The 15951-nt window shown below is 75.0% G+C and carries 9 protein-coding genes and 1 other RNA gene; 5 read left to right on the forward strand and 5 right to left on the reverse strand.

The window, feature by feature from the left end:
- Positions 1-82: 82 nt before the first annotated feature.
- Genes DOO78_RS09335 through DOO78_RS09345 form a run of 3 tightly spaced genes read right to left on the reverse strand, consistent with a single transcriptional unit; the run spans position 83 to position 3361 of the window.
- A complete protein-coding gene (locus tag DOO78_RS09335; protein WP_111469487.1) occupies positions 83-1096 on the reverse strand; it encodes an amino acid ABC transporter substrate-binding protein in 1014 nt (337 codons plus the stop codon).
- A gap of 31 nt (positions 1097-1127) precedes the next feature.
- Entirely contained in the window at positions 1128-2498 is a 1371-nt protein-coding gene (locus DOO78_RS09340) for an aspartate aminotransferase family protein (protein ID WP_111469488.1), read from the reverse strand.
- A complete protein-coding gene (locus DOO78_RS09345) occupies positions 2495-3361 on the reverse strand; it encodes a MurR/RpiR family transcriptional regulator (RefSeq protein WP_111469489.1) in 867 nt (288 codons plus the stop codon). Before DOO78_RS09345 ends, DOO78_RS09340 begins: the two co-directional genes overlap by 4 nt.
- Positions 3362-3531: 170 nt before the next feature.
- On the opposite strand from DOO78_RS09345, the gene DOO78_RS09350 reads away from it, so the two are divergent.
- A complete protein-coding gene (locus DOO78_RS09350) occupies positions 3532-5847 on the forward strand; it encodes a hybrid sensor histidine kinase/response regulator (protein ID WP_165838806.1) in 2316 nt (771 codons plus the stop codon).
- Between the two features lie 160 nt (positions 5848-6007).
- Here DOO78_RS09350 and DOO78_RS09355 read toward each other — a convergent pair whose 3' ends face one another.
- Entirely contained in the window at positions 6008-8860 is a 2853-nt protein-coding gene (locus tag DOO78_RS09355) for an AsmA family protein (RefSeq protein WP_111469491.1), read from the reverse strand.
- Positions 8861-8956: 96 nt separating this feature from the next.
- Positions 8957-12712, reverse strand: a complete 3756-nt coding sequence (locus DOO78_RS09360) for a hydantoinase B/oxoprolinase family protein (RefSeq protein WP_111469492.1) — start codon at positions 12710-12712, stop codon at positions 8957-8959.
- Positions 12713-12851: 139 nt separating this feature from the next.
- Here DOO78_RS09360 and DOO78_RS09365 point away from each other — a divergent pair, with 139 nt between their 5' ends.
- The 4 genes from DOO78_RS09365 to rnpB all read left to right on the forward strand — a co-directional run bounded on the left by DOO78_RS09365 (position 12852) and on the right by rnpB (position 15851).
- Positions 12852-13385, forward strand: coding sequence for a winged helix DNA-binding protein (locus tag DOO78_RS09365; protein ID WP_111469493.1), 534 nt, complete (start codon positions 12852-12854; stop codon positions 13383-13385).
- A 408-nt stretch (positions 13386-13793) separates the two neighbouring features.
- Positions 13794-14585 carry a TerB family tellurite resistance protein gene (locus DOO78_RS09370; protein ID WP_111469494.1) on the forward strand — a complete coding sequence of 264 codons (792 nt, stop codon included), beginning with the start codon at positions 13794-13796 and terminating at the stop codon, positions 14583-14585.
- Between the two features lie 43 nt (positions 14586-14628).
- Complete coding sequence (locus DOO78_RS09375; protein WP_243634479.1) at positions 14629-15330, forward strand: N-acetylmuramoyl-L-alanine amidase; 702 nt, start codon at positions 14629-14631, stop codon at positions 15328-15330.
- 66 nt (positions 15331-15396) lie between these two features.
- Positions 15397-15851: RNase P RNA component class A (rnpB, locus tag DOO78_RS09380), an RNA gene on the forward strand.
- Positions 15852-15951 lie beyond the last annotated feature (100 nt).

The following is a 15951-nucleotide window of genomic DNA, read 5'->3' on the forward strand; positions in this document are numbered from 1 at the left end:
GGATCGGTATGGGCTGGGGCCCGCAGTCTGCCGCCGAAGCGTCCGCGGCGCGAGGGGGGGCCGGCGCCCCCCCCTGCCCGTCTCACCGGAACGGAATGGCGTACATCAGCCCGCCGCCGGTCCAGAGCCCGTTCAGCCCGCGCGGCAGCTTCAGCGGGCTGTCCTTGCCGACATTGCGCTCGAAGATCTCGCCGTAATTGCCCACCGCCTTGATGGCGGTCAGCATCCAGCGGTTGTCGAGGCCGAGGCGCGAGCCGAACTCGCCGCTGCTCCCCAGCAGCCGCTGCGCCACCGGGTTGGCGCCCTTCGCCTGCTCCTCGGCATTGGCGGCGGTGATGCCGGCCTCCTCCGCCTCGACCAGGCCGTAATGCACCCAGGCCACGATGTTCGACCACTGCTCGTCGCCGTTGCGGGTGAAGGGGCCGAGCGGCTCCTTCGAGATGGTCTCGGCCAGCACCATGTAGTCGGCCGGCTTCGGCGCCACGCTGATCGCGCCGGCCAGCGCCGAGGCATCCTGCGTCATGGCGTCGCAGCGGCCGGCGAAGAAGGCCTGGTACATGGTGTCCGGCCGCTCGAAGACCACGGGCTGGATCTGCATCTTGCGCGCCCGCGTCATGTCGCCGAGCGTCACCTCATGCGTCGTGCCCTGCGCCACGCAGATGGTCGCGCCGTTGAGGTCGGCCACCTTGGCGACGCCGGCCTCGCGCTTCACCGCGAAGCCCTGGCCGTCGTAGAAATTCACCGGCCCCTGGTTGAGGCCGATCGAGGCGTCGCGCAGGAAGGTCTGGGTGGAGTTGCGCAGCAGCACATCGATCTCGCCCGACTGCAGCGCGGTGAAGCGGTTCTGCGCCGTCAGCGGCACGAAGCGCACCTTCGTCGCATCGCCGAGCACGGCGGCGGCGATGGCGCGGCAGTAATCGACGTCGAGGCCCTTATAGGCGCCCTGGCTGTCCGGGGTGGAGAAGCCGGCGAAGCCGGTGGAGACGCCGCAGGCGAGCTGGCCGCGCTGCTTCACCGTGTCGAGCGTCGCGGCGCCGGCCGGCGCGGCAAGGGCGGCGCCGGCGAGCAGGCCGGCGGCGAGGATCAGGCGCTTCATGAAACGGGTCTTCCTCCTGTGTCGGATGGGATCAGCGCGGCAGGCCGGCGAGGGCGGCATCCACCGCCTCGCCCAGCCGCTCCACGATGAGGTCGATCTCCTCGGGCGCGACGATGTAGGGCGGCGCCAGCAGCACATGGTCGCCGCGCACCCCGTCCAGCGTGCCGCCGCCGGGATAGCAGGCGAGGCCGCGGGCGAAGGCCTCCTGCTTGATGCGCGCATGCAGCGTCAGCGCCGGGTCGAAGGGGCGCCTGCCGGCGCGGTCCTCGACCAGCTCGATGGCGCGGAACAGGCCGCGGCCGCGGATGTCGCCGACATGGTGGTGGTTGCCGAAGCGCTCCGCCAGGCGGCGCTGCAGGCGCTCGCCCATGGCGACGACATTCTCCAGCAGTCCCTCCTCGCGGATTACCCGCTGCACCTCGAGCGCGGCGGCGCAGGCGAGCGCATGCGAGAGATAGGTATGGCCGTGCTGGAAGGCGCCCGAGCCGCGGGCGATGGCCTCGACGACGCGGCCGGCCACGAGCACCGCGCCGATCGGCTGGTAGCCGCCGCCGAGGCCCTTGGCGATGGCCTGGATGTCGGGCGCGATCCCCTCCTGCTGCCAGGCATGCAGCGTGCCGGTGCGGCCCATGCCGCTCATCACCTCGTCGAGGATCAGCAGCGCGCCGTGCCGGTCGCAGATGGCGCGTACGGCGCGGAAATAGCCGGCCGGCGCGGGCACGCAGCCGGCGGTCGCGCCGACCACGGGCTCGGCGATGAAGGCGGCGACATTGCCCGGGCCGAGGCGCTGGAACTCCGCCTCCAGCTCGTCGGCGAGGCGGGCGACATAGGCGGCCTCGTCCTCCCCCGGATGCTGGCCGTGATAGGCGAAGGCGGGCGAGACATGGCTGAAGGCGGGCGAGAGCAGCGGCGCATAGGGCGCCTTGCGCGCCGCGTTGCCGCCGGCCGAGAGCGCGCCGAGGGTGTTGCCGTGGTAGCTCTGGCGGCGGGCGATGAAGCGGGTGCGCGCCGGCTGGCCGGTCTCGATGGCATATTGCCGCGCCAGCTTGATGGCCGCCTCCACCGCCTCCGAGCCGCCGGCGACGAAATAGGCCTGGGCGAGGCCGCCCGGCTCCGCCCCGACCAGCTCCTCGGCCAGGTCTTCCGCCGGCGCGTTGGTGAAGAAGCCGGTATGGGCGTAGCAGAGCTGCCCGGCCTGCCGCTGGATCGCCGCGACGATGCGCGGATGCTGGTGGCCGAGGCAGGAGACGGCGGCGCCGCCGGAGGCGTCGATCACCTCCCGCCCGCCTTCCTCGACCAGCCAGATGCCGTGGCCGCCGATGGCGCGCGGCGGCACGGCGCGGGAGGAGCGGTGCAGCACGCGGCTCGGCCGCGGCGGGGCTTCGGTGACGGCGGCGGTCATGATGAGGTCTCCGGATCGGGCAGGTATTCGGCGAGCGCGGCGAGGCGCGCCTCGGTGGCGCGCAGCCGGGCGAGGGCCGGCTCGCCGCCGAGCGCGAAGCAGGCGGCGGCCAGCGCCTGGGCGGTGGCGAGGGCGCCGGTGAGGCTGGGGAAGAAGCCCGGGCCGGCCGCCGCCTCGAAGAGCAGGAGGTGCTCGGCCCCCTCGGCGATGGGCGCGGCCGGCGCATCGGCCAGCACGACCAGGCGGCAGCCGGCCTCGAGCGCGACGCGCGCGGCGCGCAGGCTCTGCCGCGAATAGGGCGCGAAGCCGATCACGACCATGGCGTCGCCGGCGGCCAGCGCGCCGAGATCGAGATCCTCCGGCCCGGCGCCGCCGACCAGCGCGATATCGGCCGGCCGGAAGAGCCGGAGCTGGTAATGCAGCAGCTGCGCGATTCCGCGGCAGGAGCGGAAGCCCGCCACCCAGATGCGGGGCGCCGCGTGCAGGGCGCCGGCGGCGGCGGCGATCGGCGCGGCCTCGAGGCCGCCGAGGCTCGCCGCATCGGCCTCCAGCAGCCGGGCGGGAATGTCCGCCGCGGTCGGGGGCGCCGAGGCGGGCGAGACGCGGCGCGAGAAGGGGGTGGCCGGCGGCCGCCGGGTCTCGATCAGCGCCGCGCGCAGCCCGTCCCAGCCGGCATAGCCGAGCGCCTGGGCCAGCCGCGTGAAGGTGGCAGGGCTGGCGCCGGCGGCGGCGGCGAGCTCGCGCATCGAGCGGGTGGCGGCATCGAAATCATGGCGCGCGACGAAGCGCGCCGCGGCCTGCAGCCGGGGCGGCAGGCCGGGAAGCGCCCGGCGCAGCGCGGCGATGGGCTGGTCCTCCACCATAATCCACATGTCTCATAGGCCACACCATCTCGCAACAGATGTTTCATCGCGCCGCCGGCGCAGCCTCCCGCGTCGGGGATACCCAGCACGCCGCAACGGCGATACCGTCGCGGCGTGCCCGGATGCACGGATCGGCCGCCATGGATGGGTCGCCACGGAAGGAAGGGCCGATGGGAAGCATGGCCGCGGCAGCACCACCGGATAGCGAGCAGTCGTTCGCGGAGGTCCTGGCCGACCAGGCGATCTACCTGCTCGATGCCGAGGGCCGCGTCACGCACTGGAGCGAGGCGGCGGCCCGGTTCACCCGGCACGCCGCCGCGGATGTCCTCGGCCAGGATTTCGCCCGCCTGTTCGGCGAGGAGGAGCGCGCCGCCGGCCTGCCCGCCGCCCTCCTCGCCGAGGCGGGGCGCAGCGAGCGCCACTGGATCAAGGGGTGGTACAGCCGCGGCGACGGCACCCGCGCCCGCACCCTCACCCTGGCGCAGGCCATGCGGGACGCGGCGGGCCGGCTGGCCGGCTTCGCCATGGCGGCCTGGGACCCGGAGGCCTGGGCGCCGCTGCGCGACCGGCTGACGGAGAGCGAGCGGCGCTTCCGGCTGCTCGTCCAGGGCGTGGTCGACTGCGCCCTCTATATGCTCGACACCGAGGGGCATGTCAGCAGCTGGAATGCCGGCGCCGAGCGCATCACCGGCTTCACCGCCGCCGAGGTGCTCGGCACGCATGTCTCGCGCTTCCATACGCCCGAGGACCGGCAGCGCGACCTGCCGGCGCGGGTGCTGGCCATGGCGGTGCGGACCGGACAGTTCGCGGGCGAGGGCTGGCGGCTGCGCCGCGACGGCACCCGCTTCTGGGCGCAGGTCACCGTCCAGCCGGTGCATGACGACCAGGGCCGGCTGATCGGCTTCGCCAAGCTCACGCGCGACGTCACCGAGCGGCGGCGCGCCGAGCAGGCTCTGCGGGAGAGCGAGCGGCGCTTCCGCCTGCTGGTCGAGAGCGTGACCGACTACGCCATCTTCATGCTCGATCTCGACGGGCGGGTCAGCAATTGGAATGCCGGCGCCGAGCGTCTCGTGGGCTATGCCGCCAGCGAGATCCTCGGCCAGTCCTATGCGCGCTTCTTCACCGAGGAGGACCGGGCGGAGGGCCTGCCGGCGCGGGCCCTGGTCGTCGCCGCCGGCGAGGGCCGCTTCGAGGCCGAGGGCTGGCGGGTCCGCAAGGACGGCGCGCGCTTCTGGGCGAGCGCGGTGACCGCGGCGGTGCGCGAGGACGGGAAGCTCGCCGGCTTCGTCAAGATCACGCGCGACGCCACCGAGCGCCGCGCCGCGCAGGAGGCGCTCGAGGAGATGCGCGAGCAGCTCGCGCAGTCGCAGCGGCTCGAGGCGATCGGGCAGCTCACGGGCGGCGTGGCGCACGATTTCAACAACCTGCTGCAGATCATCGGCGGCGGCCTCCGGCTGATCGAGCGGCGGGTGCCGAAGGAGGCGCTGCAGGCCGGCGAGATCCTGGCCAGCCTGCAGGCGGCCACCGCCCGCGGGGCGGCGCTGACCCGCCAGCTCCTCGCCTTCTCCCGCCGCCTGCCCATGCAGAGCGAGGCGATCCGCACCGCCGAACGGGTGCAGGAGGCGGCGAGCCTCGCCGCGCGGTCGATCCCCCGCGAGATCCGGCTCGAGGTCGCGGTGCCGGATTCGCTCTGGACGGTGGTGGTCGATCCCACCCAGTTCGAGCTGGCCCTGATCAACGTCGCCATCAATGCGCGGGACGCCATGCCGCAGGGCGGGCTGCTGCGCTTCGAGGCGGAGAACCGCCTGCTCGACGATCGCCGGCACGGGCTCGAGGGCCGCTACGTCGCCGTCCGGGTCAGCGATACCGGCACCGGCATCCCGAAGCACCTGCTCGATCGCGTGCTGGAACCCTTCTTCACCACCAAGCCCGTGGGCCAGGGCACCGGGCTCGGGCTGAGCCAGGCCTATGGCTTCGCCAAGCAGTCCGGCGGCACGCTGGCGATCGACACCGAGCCGGGCCGCGGCACCACCGTCACCTTCTACCTGCCGGCCTGCGCGGAGGCGGCGGCGCCGGTCCAGGCGGCCCGGGCGGAGCCGGCGGCCGGCCCGCCGCCGCTCCGCGTGCTGCTCATCGAGCAGGATGACGCGGTCGGGCGGCTCGCCGCCGGGCTGCTCGAGGAGGCCGGCCATGCGGTGACGACCGTGCCCGACCCGGAGGCCGCGCTCGACCGCCTGGAACGGGCGCCGGACGGCACGGACCTGCTCTTCGTCCACACCCTCCTGCCGGGCGAGACGCAGGGCCTCGAATGCCTCGCGGCGATCCGCCGGCGCTGGCCGGCGCTGGCCATCTTGCTGGCCACCGGCGCCATCATGCCCGGGAACGAGGGCCTCGCGCCGGCCATGCCGGTCATCCAGAAACCCTATGGCGAGGCCGAACTCGCCCGCGGCCTGGCCGAGGCGCTGCAGGCGGTACAGGGCGGATAGCCCCGCCCGGCAGCGCCTCTTCTGCCGCGCGACTGGCCGCGGGCGCGCCGATACTTGGCGGCCCGGACCCCCGGCGGCCCGTTACTGGCGGCCCGTTACTGGCGGCTGCGCGGGCGCGGCGCCCGAGAGGCAGGACGGCGAAACCGTCCCGCGCCCGGTCTCAATGCTCGGCGCGCCAGCGCAGGAAGGCGGCGAGTTCCGGCAGGCGCTGCGGCGCGCCGGCCGGGCCGGTGAGGCGCAGGCCGATCTCCGGCGCCTCGGCGACCGGCCGCGCCCCGATCCGCAGGTCGAGCGCGCCCCGGCCGAGCTCGATCCCGCCGCTCGCCACCGCCTCGCCGGCCCCCTCGGTCAGCAGCCGCGTGCCGTCCAGCACCGCCCGGCCCTCCGCCAGCCGCAGCACCCCTTCGAGGCGCTCGAAGGCGGTGGCGCCGCCGGCGAGGGCCCGCCGCATCGCCGCCTCGGCCGGCCGCAGATCGGTGATGCCGGCGGCCGCCTGCAGGGCCGGCAGGTCGAAGCCCAGCAGCATGCCGTCGCGCAGCGCGACCGTCGCCTCGCCGTCGAGCGTCGCCAGCAGCGCCGCCATGCTGTGCCCGGAGGCGGCGAGCCGGACCTGCCCCTCGGCCCGCCCGGCGCTGAGGTCGAGCGGCAGATCGAGCAGCGGGCCGGTGATGATCGCATCAGCGAGCGTCGCCTCGAGCCCGAGGCGTGGCGGCGCCACGGCCCCGTCCACCGTCAGCGCGCCCTTCAGCGTCCCGCCCCCGAGCCTCGCCTGCAGCCCCTCCAGGCGCAGGCTGCCCTCGGCGAGCCGGAGCGTGCCGGCCGCCTGCTCCAGCACCGGACGGCCCAGCGCCTCGATCCGCGCCGCCTCCAGCGCCAGCTCGGCATCCAGCGCGCCGAGCCGGTCGAGGCGCAGCGGCTCGGTGCCGCGCAGGGTCAGCTCCGGCAGCGGCAGGGTCTCGGCGGCGAAGCGGCCGGTCAGCCGCGGCCGGGGGCCATCGAGCGCGAGCGCCACCTGGCCGCGCCCCCGGAAGCCGCCCGCCACCAGGTCGAGATGCTCCGCCGTCACGGTCCGGCCCTGGCCGGCGAGGCCGAGGATCGCCGAGAAGGAGCCCGGTCCGAGCCAGGCCACCGCCTCGCCGAGCAGCGGCGCCAGCAGCCGCGGCGCGCCGGGATGGCGGAGGGTGAGGGTGCCGCTGCCGCGGCGCTGCACCGTGTCCAGCGTGCCGCCCGCCTCGGCGCGCAGCGCGCCGAGATCGCCCTCGGCCCGGAGCGCCAGCGCCTCCGGCACGCCATTCGCCGCAAGCCTGAGGGTCAGGGGCTGGGCGAGCAGCGGCGCCAGGCCGGACCACTCCGCCGGCAGCAGCGGCAGCAGCGCCGCCCCCGCCCCGCTCAGCTCGAGATTGGCGTCGGAGAGCCGCGGCGGCGCGCCGAGCTGCACCGCGCCGGAGGCGGCGACATCCATCTCGCCGCTGCGCAGCGCCAGCCGCCGCAGCGTCGCGCGGCCATTCTCGAGCGCCGCGTCGAAGGCCGCCCGATCCGCCGTCAGGTCGCGCCAGACCACCTTGTCGGCGGCGAGGCGGAGATTGAGGTCGAGGCCGGCGAGACGGGCATTGAGGCCCGCGGCGTCCGGCAGCCGCGGCAGCACGCCGTTGAGGTCGAGCCGGTCGATGGCGAGGCCGAGGCCGAGGGCGGGGCGCGCGCCGCCCTGCCGCCAGACGCCGTTGCCGGTGAGCCGCGCCCCGTCGATGCTGGCGGCGAGGTCGGAGACCACCGCCTCGGCGCCCTCGAGCGTCAGCTTGAAGCGCCCCTCGGCCTCGCGCAGCCGGGAGGGATCGGTGCCGGCGAGCGGCAGGCCGAGGGCGGCGAGCGTGTCGCGGATGGTCCTGCCCTTGAAGCGGAGCGCCAGCTCCATGCGCGGGCCGGCCGTGGCGCCGGCCACCTCGATCTCGGTCTCGCCCGGCAGCAGGGCGGAGACGTCGGAGAGCGAGAGCCGCTCGCCCTCCAGGAAGAAGGCGCCGCGGAGCCGCCGCAGCGGCAGGCCCGCGAAGCCGGTCGCCTCGGCGGAGAGGTCGATGCTGACCGGGACCGCGGCCGGCAGCGCATAGCCGCGCGCCCCGCGCAGGGCGGCGACCCAGGCATCGAGATCGAGCCGGCCGGCGGCGAGGGCGATGTCGAGCCGCGTATCGGGCGCGAGGCGCAGCGTCGCGGCGCCGCGCGCCGCCTGGCCGCCGATCTCGATGTTGAGGCCGTCGGCGGCGATCAGGTCGGCGGCGGCGGTGAGGCGCCCGGTCGCCCGCCAGGCGCCGCCGGGCACCGGCATGAGGGCGGCGAGATCGCTGCCGCTCGCCTCCACGCGCCCCTCGAAGCCGCCCTCCGGCGCCAGCATGCCGCGGGCCGAGAGGGTGGAGCCGGCGCCCGAGAGGGTGAGGTCGAGCGGCGCCACGCCGTCGAAGCCGGCGCGGCCGAGCTGCACCGCGACGCGCGCCGCATAGCCGCGCCAGGCGAGGTTCCCCTCCGCGACCACTGCCTGCACCGGGCCGCCGGTGACCAGGCGGGCATTCACCGCCTCCGCCTGCAGCCCGCCGAGGCGCAGCCGGCAATCCTCCAGCTCCGCCTCGAGCGGCCCGATCCAGGGCGGCACGCGGAAGCCCGGCAGGGCGACGGGCGGCCAGGGCAGGGCGATGTCGCCGCCGACGAGGGCGATCTCGCGCGGCTCCAGCCGGCCGGCGAGCAGCGCGCCGAGATCGAGGCGAAGCCGCATGCTGCGGGCGGCGATGCTGAGGCCGTCCCCCGCCGGGCCGATCGAGACGTTGCGCGCCTCCACCCGCGGCTGCGGCAGCAGCACCAGGGTGATCGGGCCGTCGAGGCGCACGGGGCGGCCGAGCCGGCCGCTCGCCAGCTCGGCGAGCTGCGGCCGCCAGGATTCCCAGTCGAGCAGCCGCGGCACGCTGAAGAGCGCCGCGACGAGCAGCAGCAGCAGGCCGAGCAGGGCGAGGAGAACGCGCCGGATCATCGCGGGCGGCCCTGCCCCCCTGCCCGGCCTCTCGCCTGGCCTCCCGCCTGGCCCCTCACCCGGGCGGCGCGGTGGCGGCCCGGCCCGGGCTCCGCCTCAGACAGGGTGGCCCCCGGGCAGGTCCGCGGGCGGGCCCCAGCCGCCGCCGCCCGGCGTCTCCAGGCCCAGCACATCGCCAGCCGCGAGCTCGGCGCTGCCGGCATTGCCCGGGATGGGGTCGATGCGCCCATCCGCGCGCTCCACCCATTGCCGCCCCGGCGCGCCATCCGCCCCGCCCGCCAAGCCATGCGGCGCGACGTTGCGCCGCGAGGCGACGATCACCGCCTGCATCGGCTGCAGGAAGCGGATGCGCCGCCGCGCGCCGTCGCCGCCGCGCCAGCGCCCGGCGCCGCCGGAGCCGCGGCGGATGGAGAATTCCTCGAGGCGGACGGGGTAGCGCAGCTCCAGCACCTCCGGATCGGTCATGCGGGTGTTGGTCATGTGCGTCTGCACCGGCCCCCAGCCATCGAAGCCGCCGCCGCCCGGCAGCGGCCCGGCGCCGACGCCGCCGCAGACGGTCTCGTAATATTGGTACCGCGCATCGCCGAACAGCACGTTGTTCATCGTCGCCTGGGCCGAGGCGCAGGCCCCGAGGGCGGCGAGCAGGGCGTTGCAGGTGACCTGGCTCACCTCGGTATTGCCGGCGACCACCGCCGCGCCGGGATGCGGCGAGAGGAAGCTGCCGGGCGGCACCCGGATCTCCAGCGGCGTCAGGCAGCCATCGTTCAGCGGGATCTCCTCGCCCACCAGGGCGCGGAAGCAGTAGAGCACCACCGCGCGGCAGACCGCGGCCGGGGCATTGAAATTGCTCGGCCGCTGCTCGCCCGTGCCGGTGAAGTCGATCACCGCCCGGCGCCCTTCCCGGTCCACCCGCACCGCGACCCGGAGCGGCGTGCCGTCATCCAGCCGGGTCTCGAAGGCGCCGTCCTGCAGCCGGTCGAGGACGCGGCGCACGCTCTCCTCGGCATTGTCCATGACGTGCCGCATATAGGCCCGGACGGTGTCGAGCCCGAAGGTCCCGACCGCCCGCCGCAACTCCTGCACGCCCTTCTCGTTGGCCGCGACCTGCGCCTTGATGTCGGCGACGTTCACGTCCGGGCTGCGCGCCGGATAGGCCGCGCCGGCGAGCAGGGCGCGGAACTCGGCCTCGCGGAAATGCCCCTGCTCGACGAGGAGGAAATTGTCGATCACCACCCCCTCCTCCTCCAGGCTGCGGGACTCGGGCGGGGTGGAGCCGGGGGTCAGGCCGCCGATATCGGCATGGTGGCCGCGCGAGCCGACGAAGAACAGGATCTCCTCCCCCGCCGCGTCGAAGACCGGGGTGATGACCGTGATGTCGGGCAGGTGCGTGCCGCCGTTGTAGGGGTTGTTCAGCGCCACCACGTCGCCCGGCCGCAGGGGCGCGGCGCTGGCCGGGCCGCGCAGCCGGATCACCGTCCGCACGCTCTCGCCCATGGCGCCGAGATGCACCGGCACGTGCGGCGCGTTCGCCACCAGCGCCCCGGTCGCGTCGAACAGGGCGCAGGAGAAGTCCAGCCGCTCCTTGATGTTCACCGAGAGGCTGGTGTTCTGCAGCACCGCCCCGGTCTGCTCGGCGATGCTCATGAAGAGGTTGTTGAACAGCTCCAGCATCACCGGGTCCGGCCGGCCGGTGGCCGAGACCCGCGCCGCCTCGCGCGGGCTGGTGCGGCGGAGGACGAGGTGGTTGAGCGGCGTCACCTCGGCGGTCCAGCCGGGCTCGACCACGGTGGTGGCATTCGCCTCGCGGAGCAGCGCCGGACCGGCGAGGCGGTCGCCGGCCAGCAGCGAATCGCGGTCGAAGACCGGCGCCGCGGCCTCGGCGCCGCCGGTGAAGAGCGGCACGGTGTCGAGCGGTGCCGGCGCCTCCCCCGGTGGCCGCGCGGGCAGCCGCGCCTCCGCCACCGCCTCGCCGGCCGCGATGACCTCGGCGATGCAGGCCTCGACCACCACCTCGCGCTCCGGCGTGGCGAAGCCGAAGCGCTGGCGATGCGCCGCGGTGAAGGCCTGCAGCACCGCGGCATGGCTGCCGAAGGGGATGGGCAGGAAGCTGTCGGTCCCGGCATAGCGCAGGTGCAGCCGGCGCTCGACGCGGATGCGCTCCGGCGCCGCGCCCTGGCGCAGCAGCTCCTCCCGCCCCGCCGCCGCCAGCGTATCGAGCCGCGCCGCGAGATCCGCCATGCCGGCCTCGGCGAGCGGCGCCTCCACCGCGGCCTCGCGGATCACCGCCTGGTCGGCGAGGCCCATGCCATAGGCGGAGAGCACGCCGGCGAAGGGGTGGATGAAGACGGTCTCCATGCCCAGCTCGTCGGCGACCAGGCAGGCATGCTGGCCGCCCGCGCCGCCGAAGCATTGCAGGGCGAAGCGGGTGGCGTCGTGCCCCTTCTGGATCGAGACCTGCTTGATGGCGTTCGCCATGTTGGCGACGGCGACCCGCAGGAAGCCCTCGGCGACGGCGCGCGGGTCCTGCGGCGTGCCGGTCGCCGCCGCGATCTCCCGCGCCAGGGCGGCGAACCTCTCCCGCACCACCTCGGCATCGAGCGGCTGGTCGCCCTCCGGGCCGAAGACGCTCGGGAAATGCCGCGGCTGGATCTTGCCGACCATGACATTGGCATCCGTCACGGTCAGCGGCCCGCCGCGGCGGTAGCAGGCCGGGCCGGGCACGGCGCCGGCGCTGTCCGGCCCCACCCGGTAGCGGGCGCCGTCGAAATGCAGGATCGAGCCGCCGCCGGCCGCGACGGTGTTGATCGCCATCATCGGCGCGCGCATGCGCACCCCGGCGACCTGCGTCTCGAAGGCCCGCTCGAAGGCGCCGGCATAGAGGGCGACATCGGTGGAGGTGCCGCCCATGTCGAAGCCGATGATCCGCTCGAAGCCGGCCATGGCGGCGGTGCGGGCGGCGCCGACGATGCCGCCGGCGGGGCCGGAGAGGATGGCGTCCTTGCCCTGGAAATGCCCGGCCTCGGCGAGGCCGCCGCTCGACTGCATGAAATAGAGCCGGACGGAACTCTGCCCGGCCGATTCACGCCCGTCGCCTGCGGCGCCGGCCGATCGGACGGGATTCCGTCCGGCCGCTTCACGCCCGTCGCCCGTGGCACCGGCGTTCAGCTCGCTCGCCACCTGCTCCACGTAGCGCCGCAGGATCGGCGAGAGATAGGCATCGACCACGGTGGTGTCGCCGCGCGGGACGATGCGCGGCAGCGGGCTCGCCTGGTGGCTCAGCGAGACCTGGGTGAAGCCGGTCTCGCGGGCGATCTCGCCGAGCCGCTGCTCCTGCGCCGGATGCGCCCAGGCATGCATGAGGGCGACCGCGACGGCGCGGATGCCGGCATCGAAGCCGGCCCGCAGGGCGGCCCGCGCCCCGACCTCGTCGAGCGGCTCGATCTCGGTGCCGTCCACCGCGACCCGGCCGCCGATCTCGGCCACGCGTTCGTGCAGCAGGTCGGGCAGGCGGACATCGAGGTCGAAGAGGCGCGGCCGGGCCTGGTTGCCGATGCGCAGCAGGTCGGCGAAGCCGCGGTTGACCAGCAGCAGCACCCGCTCGCCCTTGCGCTCCAGCAGGGCGTTGGTGGCCACCGTCGTGCCCATCTTCACCGCCTCGATGCGGCCGGGCGGGATCGGCGCGTCGGGCGCGAGGCCGAGGCATTGCCGGATGCCGGCGACGGCGGCGTCGCGGTAGCGGCCGGGATTCTCGGAGAGCAGCTTGGCGGTCGAGAGCCGGCCCTCGGGGTCGCGCGCCACGATGTCGGTGAAGGTGCCGCCGCGGTCGATCCAGAACTGCCAGGCCCCGCTCATCGCTGTCCTCCGCCGCTCGCGTGATGGCAATGCCCGGCGCCGCTTGCAAGACCGCAGGCCAGGGCGGCGGGGCCGGCATCTGATCGTTTTATTGATAATTTATCGGTATTCTGTCAACATACCGATCGGGAGATCCGCCATGCCCTCACTCCGCCGCCCGGGCGCGTCGCCGCCCGGCCCGATCGTATCCTCCGCGCATCTGGCCGCCGGCGCCTCGCCCGGCCTGTCGGAGGTCGAGTACGGGCTGATCCTCGCCAGCCACGCCTTCCAGCGCTGGATGGCGGGCTGCATGGCCGCCGCCGGCATGCCCGGCCTGTCGCCGACCGAGATCCTGATCCTGCACACGGTGCAGCACCGCGACCGGCCGAAGCGGCAGGCGGAGATCCTGCTCGCGCTGGCGATCGAGGATGCGCACATCGCCACCTATGCCATCCGCAAGCTCGCCGCGGCCGGGCTGGTGCGCGTCAGCCGCGCCGGCAAGGAGAAGCTGGTCGGCATCACCCCGGAGGGCGCCGCCCTCTGCGCCCGCTACGCCGCGTTGCGCGAGCGGCTGCTGGCCGAGCCGGTCGGCGCGGCGGGCCCCGACGGCGCGGCGCTGGCGAGCGTCGCGGCGCTGCTGCGGACCCTCTCGGGCTTCTACGAGGCCGCCGCGCGCGCGGCGGCGACGCTCTGAGACCGAGCGCGGGACGGTTTCATCGTCCTGCGCCTCAGGCGCCGGGCGCTGCCTCCGGCAGCTTGGCGTCGCGCCACTGGCCTCGCGCCACTGGCCTCGCGCCACTGGGCGCGGCGCCCGCTCGGCCCGGCGGGCCGCAGGCCGGAATGTCGTGCGACGGGCATGAGGGCGTCCCGCGGCCGGCCGGGCCCACCGCACGAGTCGCGGGCCCGGCCCGCGGCGCGCCCGGCCCCGGCCGCCTCCTCGCCGCGGGACTCGATCGCGCCGGACCCGCCATGCGCACCTGTACGTCCCCGTGCCGGGAATGTTAGTCCGGGCGCCCTTCGGGATCCGGGGCAGGATGCACGGCAAATCTCCCCCGCCCCGCCCCGCGCATGGTAAGTCCTGCGCAGCAACGGGATGTCGGCATTGAGCCTCTGGGGCAAGATCATCGGTGGCGTGGCCGGCTTCGTGACCGGTGGCCCCCTCGGTGCCGTCATGGGCGCGGCGCTCGGCCATGCCGCGGACCAGAATGGCGGCAGCCAGGGCGGGATGTTCACCCGCACCTCGGTGCGGCAGGCGGCGGACCTCGCCGCGATGCTCGGGTCGAAGGAGCAGCTCTTCGCCATCTCCGTCGTCGTGCTGGCCGCCAAGCTGGCGCGCTGCGACGGCCCGGTGAAGCGCGAGGAGATCGACACCTTCAAGCGCCTCTTCCGCATCCCGCCGGAGAACCTCCGGGAGGTCGGGCGGCTCTTCGACCAGGCGCGCGCCTCGCAGGACGATTATCGCCCCTTCGCCCGGCGCCTCGGCGAGGCCTTCCAGGACAACAAGGGGATGCTGGAGGACGTGCTCGCCGCCTTCTTCCAGATCGCCCGCGCCGATGGGCCGCTCACCAAGGCCGAGGTCGCCTATCTGCAGGGCGTGCAGCTCGGCTTCGGCCTCGACGCCCCGTCCTGGGAACGGGCGCGCGACGGCCGCAGCACCAACAGCCAGCAGGCGGCACCGGCCACGAGCGGGCCCGACCCCTATGCGGTGCTCGGCGTCCCCCGCTCGGCGAGCGACGATGCGCTGCGCCAGGCCTGGCGGCGGCTGATGCGGGAGAACCACCCGGACAGCCTCGCCTCCCGCGGCGTGCCGCCGGAATTCGTCAAGCGCGCGACCGACAAGGTGGCGGAGATCAATGCCGCCTGGGACCGGGTGAAGCGGGAACGCAACCTGTGAGCCAGCATGGGGTCCGATGTGGGGCCGGATGCGGGGCCGGGCCTTGAGCCCGGGGGTCCGGGAGCTGCCGAGCCCGAACCAGGACGACCGCCCCGCCGGGGCCGCGATCGATACGCTGGTGCTGCACTATACCGGCATGCGCAGCGGCGCCGAGGCGATCGCCCGGCTGCGCGACCCGGCGGCCCGGGTCTCCTCGCACTACGTGGTCGAGGAGGATGGCGCCGTCCTCCGCCTGGTGCCGGAGGCGCGCCGCGCCTGGCATGCCGGCATCTCCCACTGGCGCGGCATGGCGGCGCTGAACGACCGCAGCATCGGCATCGAGATCGTCAATCCCGGGCATGATTGGGGCTACCGCCCCTTCCCGGCCCTGCAGATGGCGGCGGTCTGCGATCTCTGCCTCGAGATCCTGGCGCGGCATCCGATCCCGCCGATCAACGTCGTCGCCCACAGCGACATCGCCCCGGACCGCAAGGCCGATCCGGGCGAGCTCTTCGACTGGGAGGGGCTGGCGGCGAACGGCGTCGGCCTCTGGCCCGCCGCGGCGGACGCCCCCGCACCCGCCGGGGCGCCCGCCGGGGCATCCGCCGCGGCGCTGCTCAGCGCCATCGGCTACCGCACCGACCTGCCGCTCCCCGTGCTGCTGGCCGCCTTCCAGCGGCACTGGCGGCCGGCACGGGTGGATGGCGTCGCCGATGCCGAGACCCTCGCCCGGCTCGCCGGCCTCGTTCGGATGCTCGGCGCGTAACGGTCCCGAGTCGAGGCCGCCGGGCCGTTGACCGGCCGGGCCTCGCCGGCGCACAAACCCGCTGCGCCAGGTGGCCAGACGGCCGCCGGCCCGCCCATCCGGGCCGGGCCGGAGGAAAGTCCGGGCTCCACGGGAATACGGTGCCGGCTAACGGCCGGCGGGCAGAGGGAAGCCGGTGGTTCGCCGCCGGCCGCCCAAGGCCCAGGGACAGTGCCACAGAGAGCAGACCGCCCGCGCGGGACCGGGGGAAACCCCAGCCCCCCTGCGGGCAAGGGTGAAAGGGTGCGGCAAGGGCGCACCGCGCCCCCGGCAACGGGGGCGGCAGGGCAAACCCCACCGGGAGCAAGGCCGAATAGGGGTGGCCGGCGATGGCCTTTCGGGGCCTGACGCAAGGGCGTTCCCGCCCCGCCACCCGGGTTGGCCGCGCGAGGCGCGCCGCGAGGCGCGCCCCAGAGGAATGGCCGTCACGTCCTCGGGTTTCCGGGGATGGACAGAACCCGGCTTACCGGCCGCCTGGCGCACTTTTCCAGCCGCCCGCGAAGGGCGTCGCCGCCGGCCCGTTTGGCTCGCTCAAAGAACAACCGAGTCCCGGGATCTGGATACCATTGACAATGAGCCGTT

Origin of the sequence: Roseicella frigidaeris, assembly GCF_003258945.1 — a bacterium.
GTDB classification, from domain to species: domain Bacteria; phylum Pseudomonadota; class Alphaproteobacteria; order Acetobacterales; family Acetobacteraceae; genus Paracraurococcus; species Paracraurococcus frigidaeris.

Bases quoted from the DNA above. Each gene is read 5' to 3' on its own strand.
- DOO78_RS09335 (WP_111469487.1), bottom strand. From the start codon at position 1,096: ATGAAGCGCCTGATCCTCGCCGCCGGCCTGCTCGCCGGCGCCGCCCTT.
- DOO78_RS09340 (WP_111469488.1), bottom strand. From the start codon at position 2,498: ATGACCGCCGCCGTCACCGAAGCCCCGCCGCGGCCGAGCCGCGTGCTG.
- DOO78_RS09345 (WP_111469489.1), bottom strand. From the start codon at position 3,361: ATGGTGGAGGACCAGCCCATCGCCGCGCTGCGCCGGGCGCTTCCCGGC.
- DOO78_RS09350 (WP_165838806.1), top strand. From the start codon at position 3,532: ATGGGAAGCATGGCCGCGGCAGCACCACCGGATAGCGAGCAGTCGTTC.
- DOO78_RS09355 (WP_111469491.1), bottom strand. From the start codon at position 8,860: ATGATCCGGCGCGTTCTCCTCGCCCTGCTCGGCCTGCTGCTGCTGCTC.
- DOO78_RS09360 (WP_111469492.1), bottom strand. From the start codon at position 12,712: ATGAGCGGGGCCTGGCAGTTCTGGATCGACCGCGGCGGCACCTTCACC.
- DOO78_RS09365 (WP_111469493.1), top strand. From the start codon at position 12,852: ATGCCCTCACTCCGCCGCCCGGGCGCGTCGCCGCCCGGCCCGATCGTA.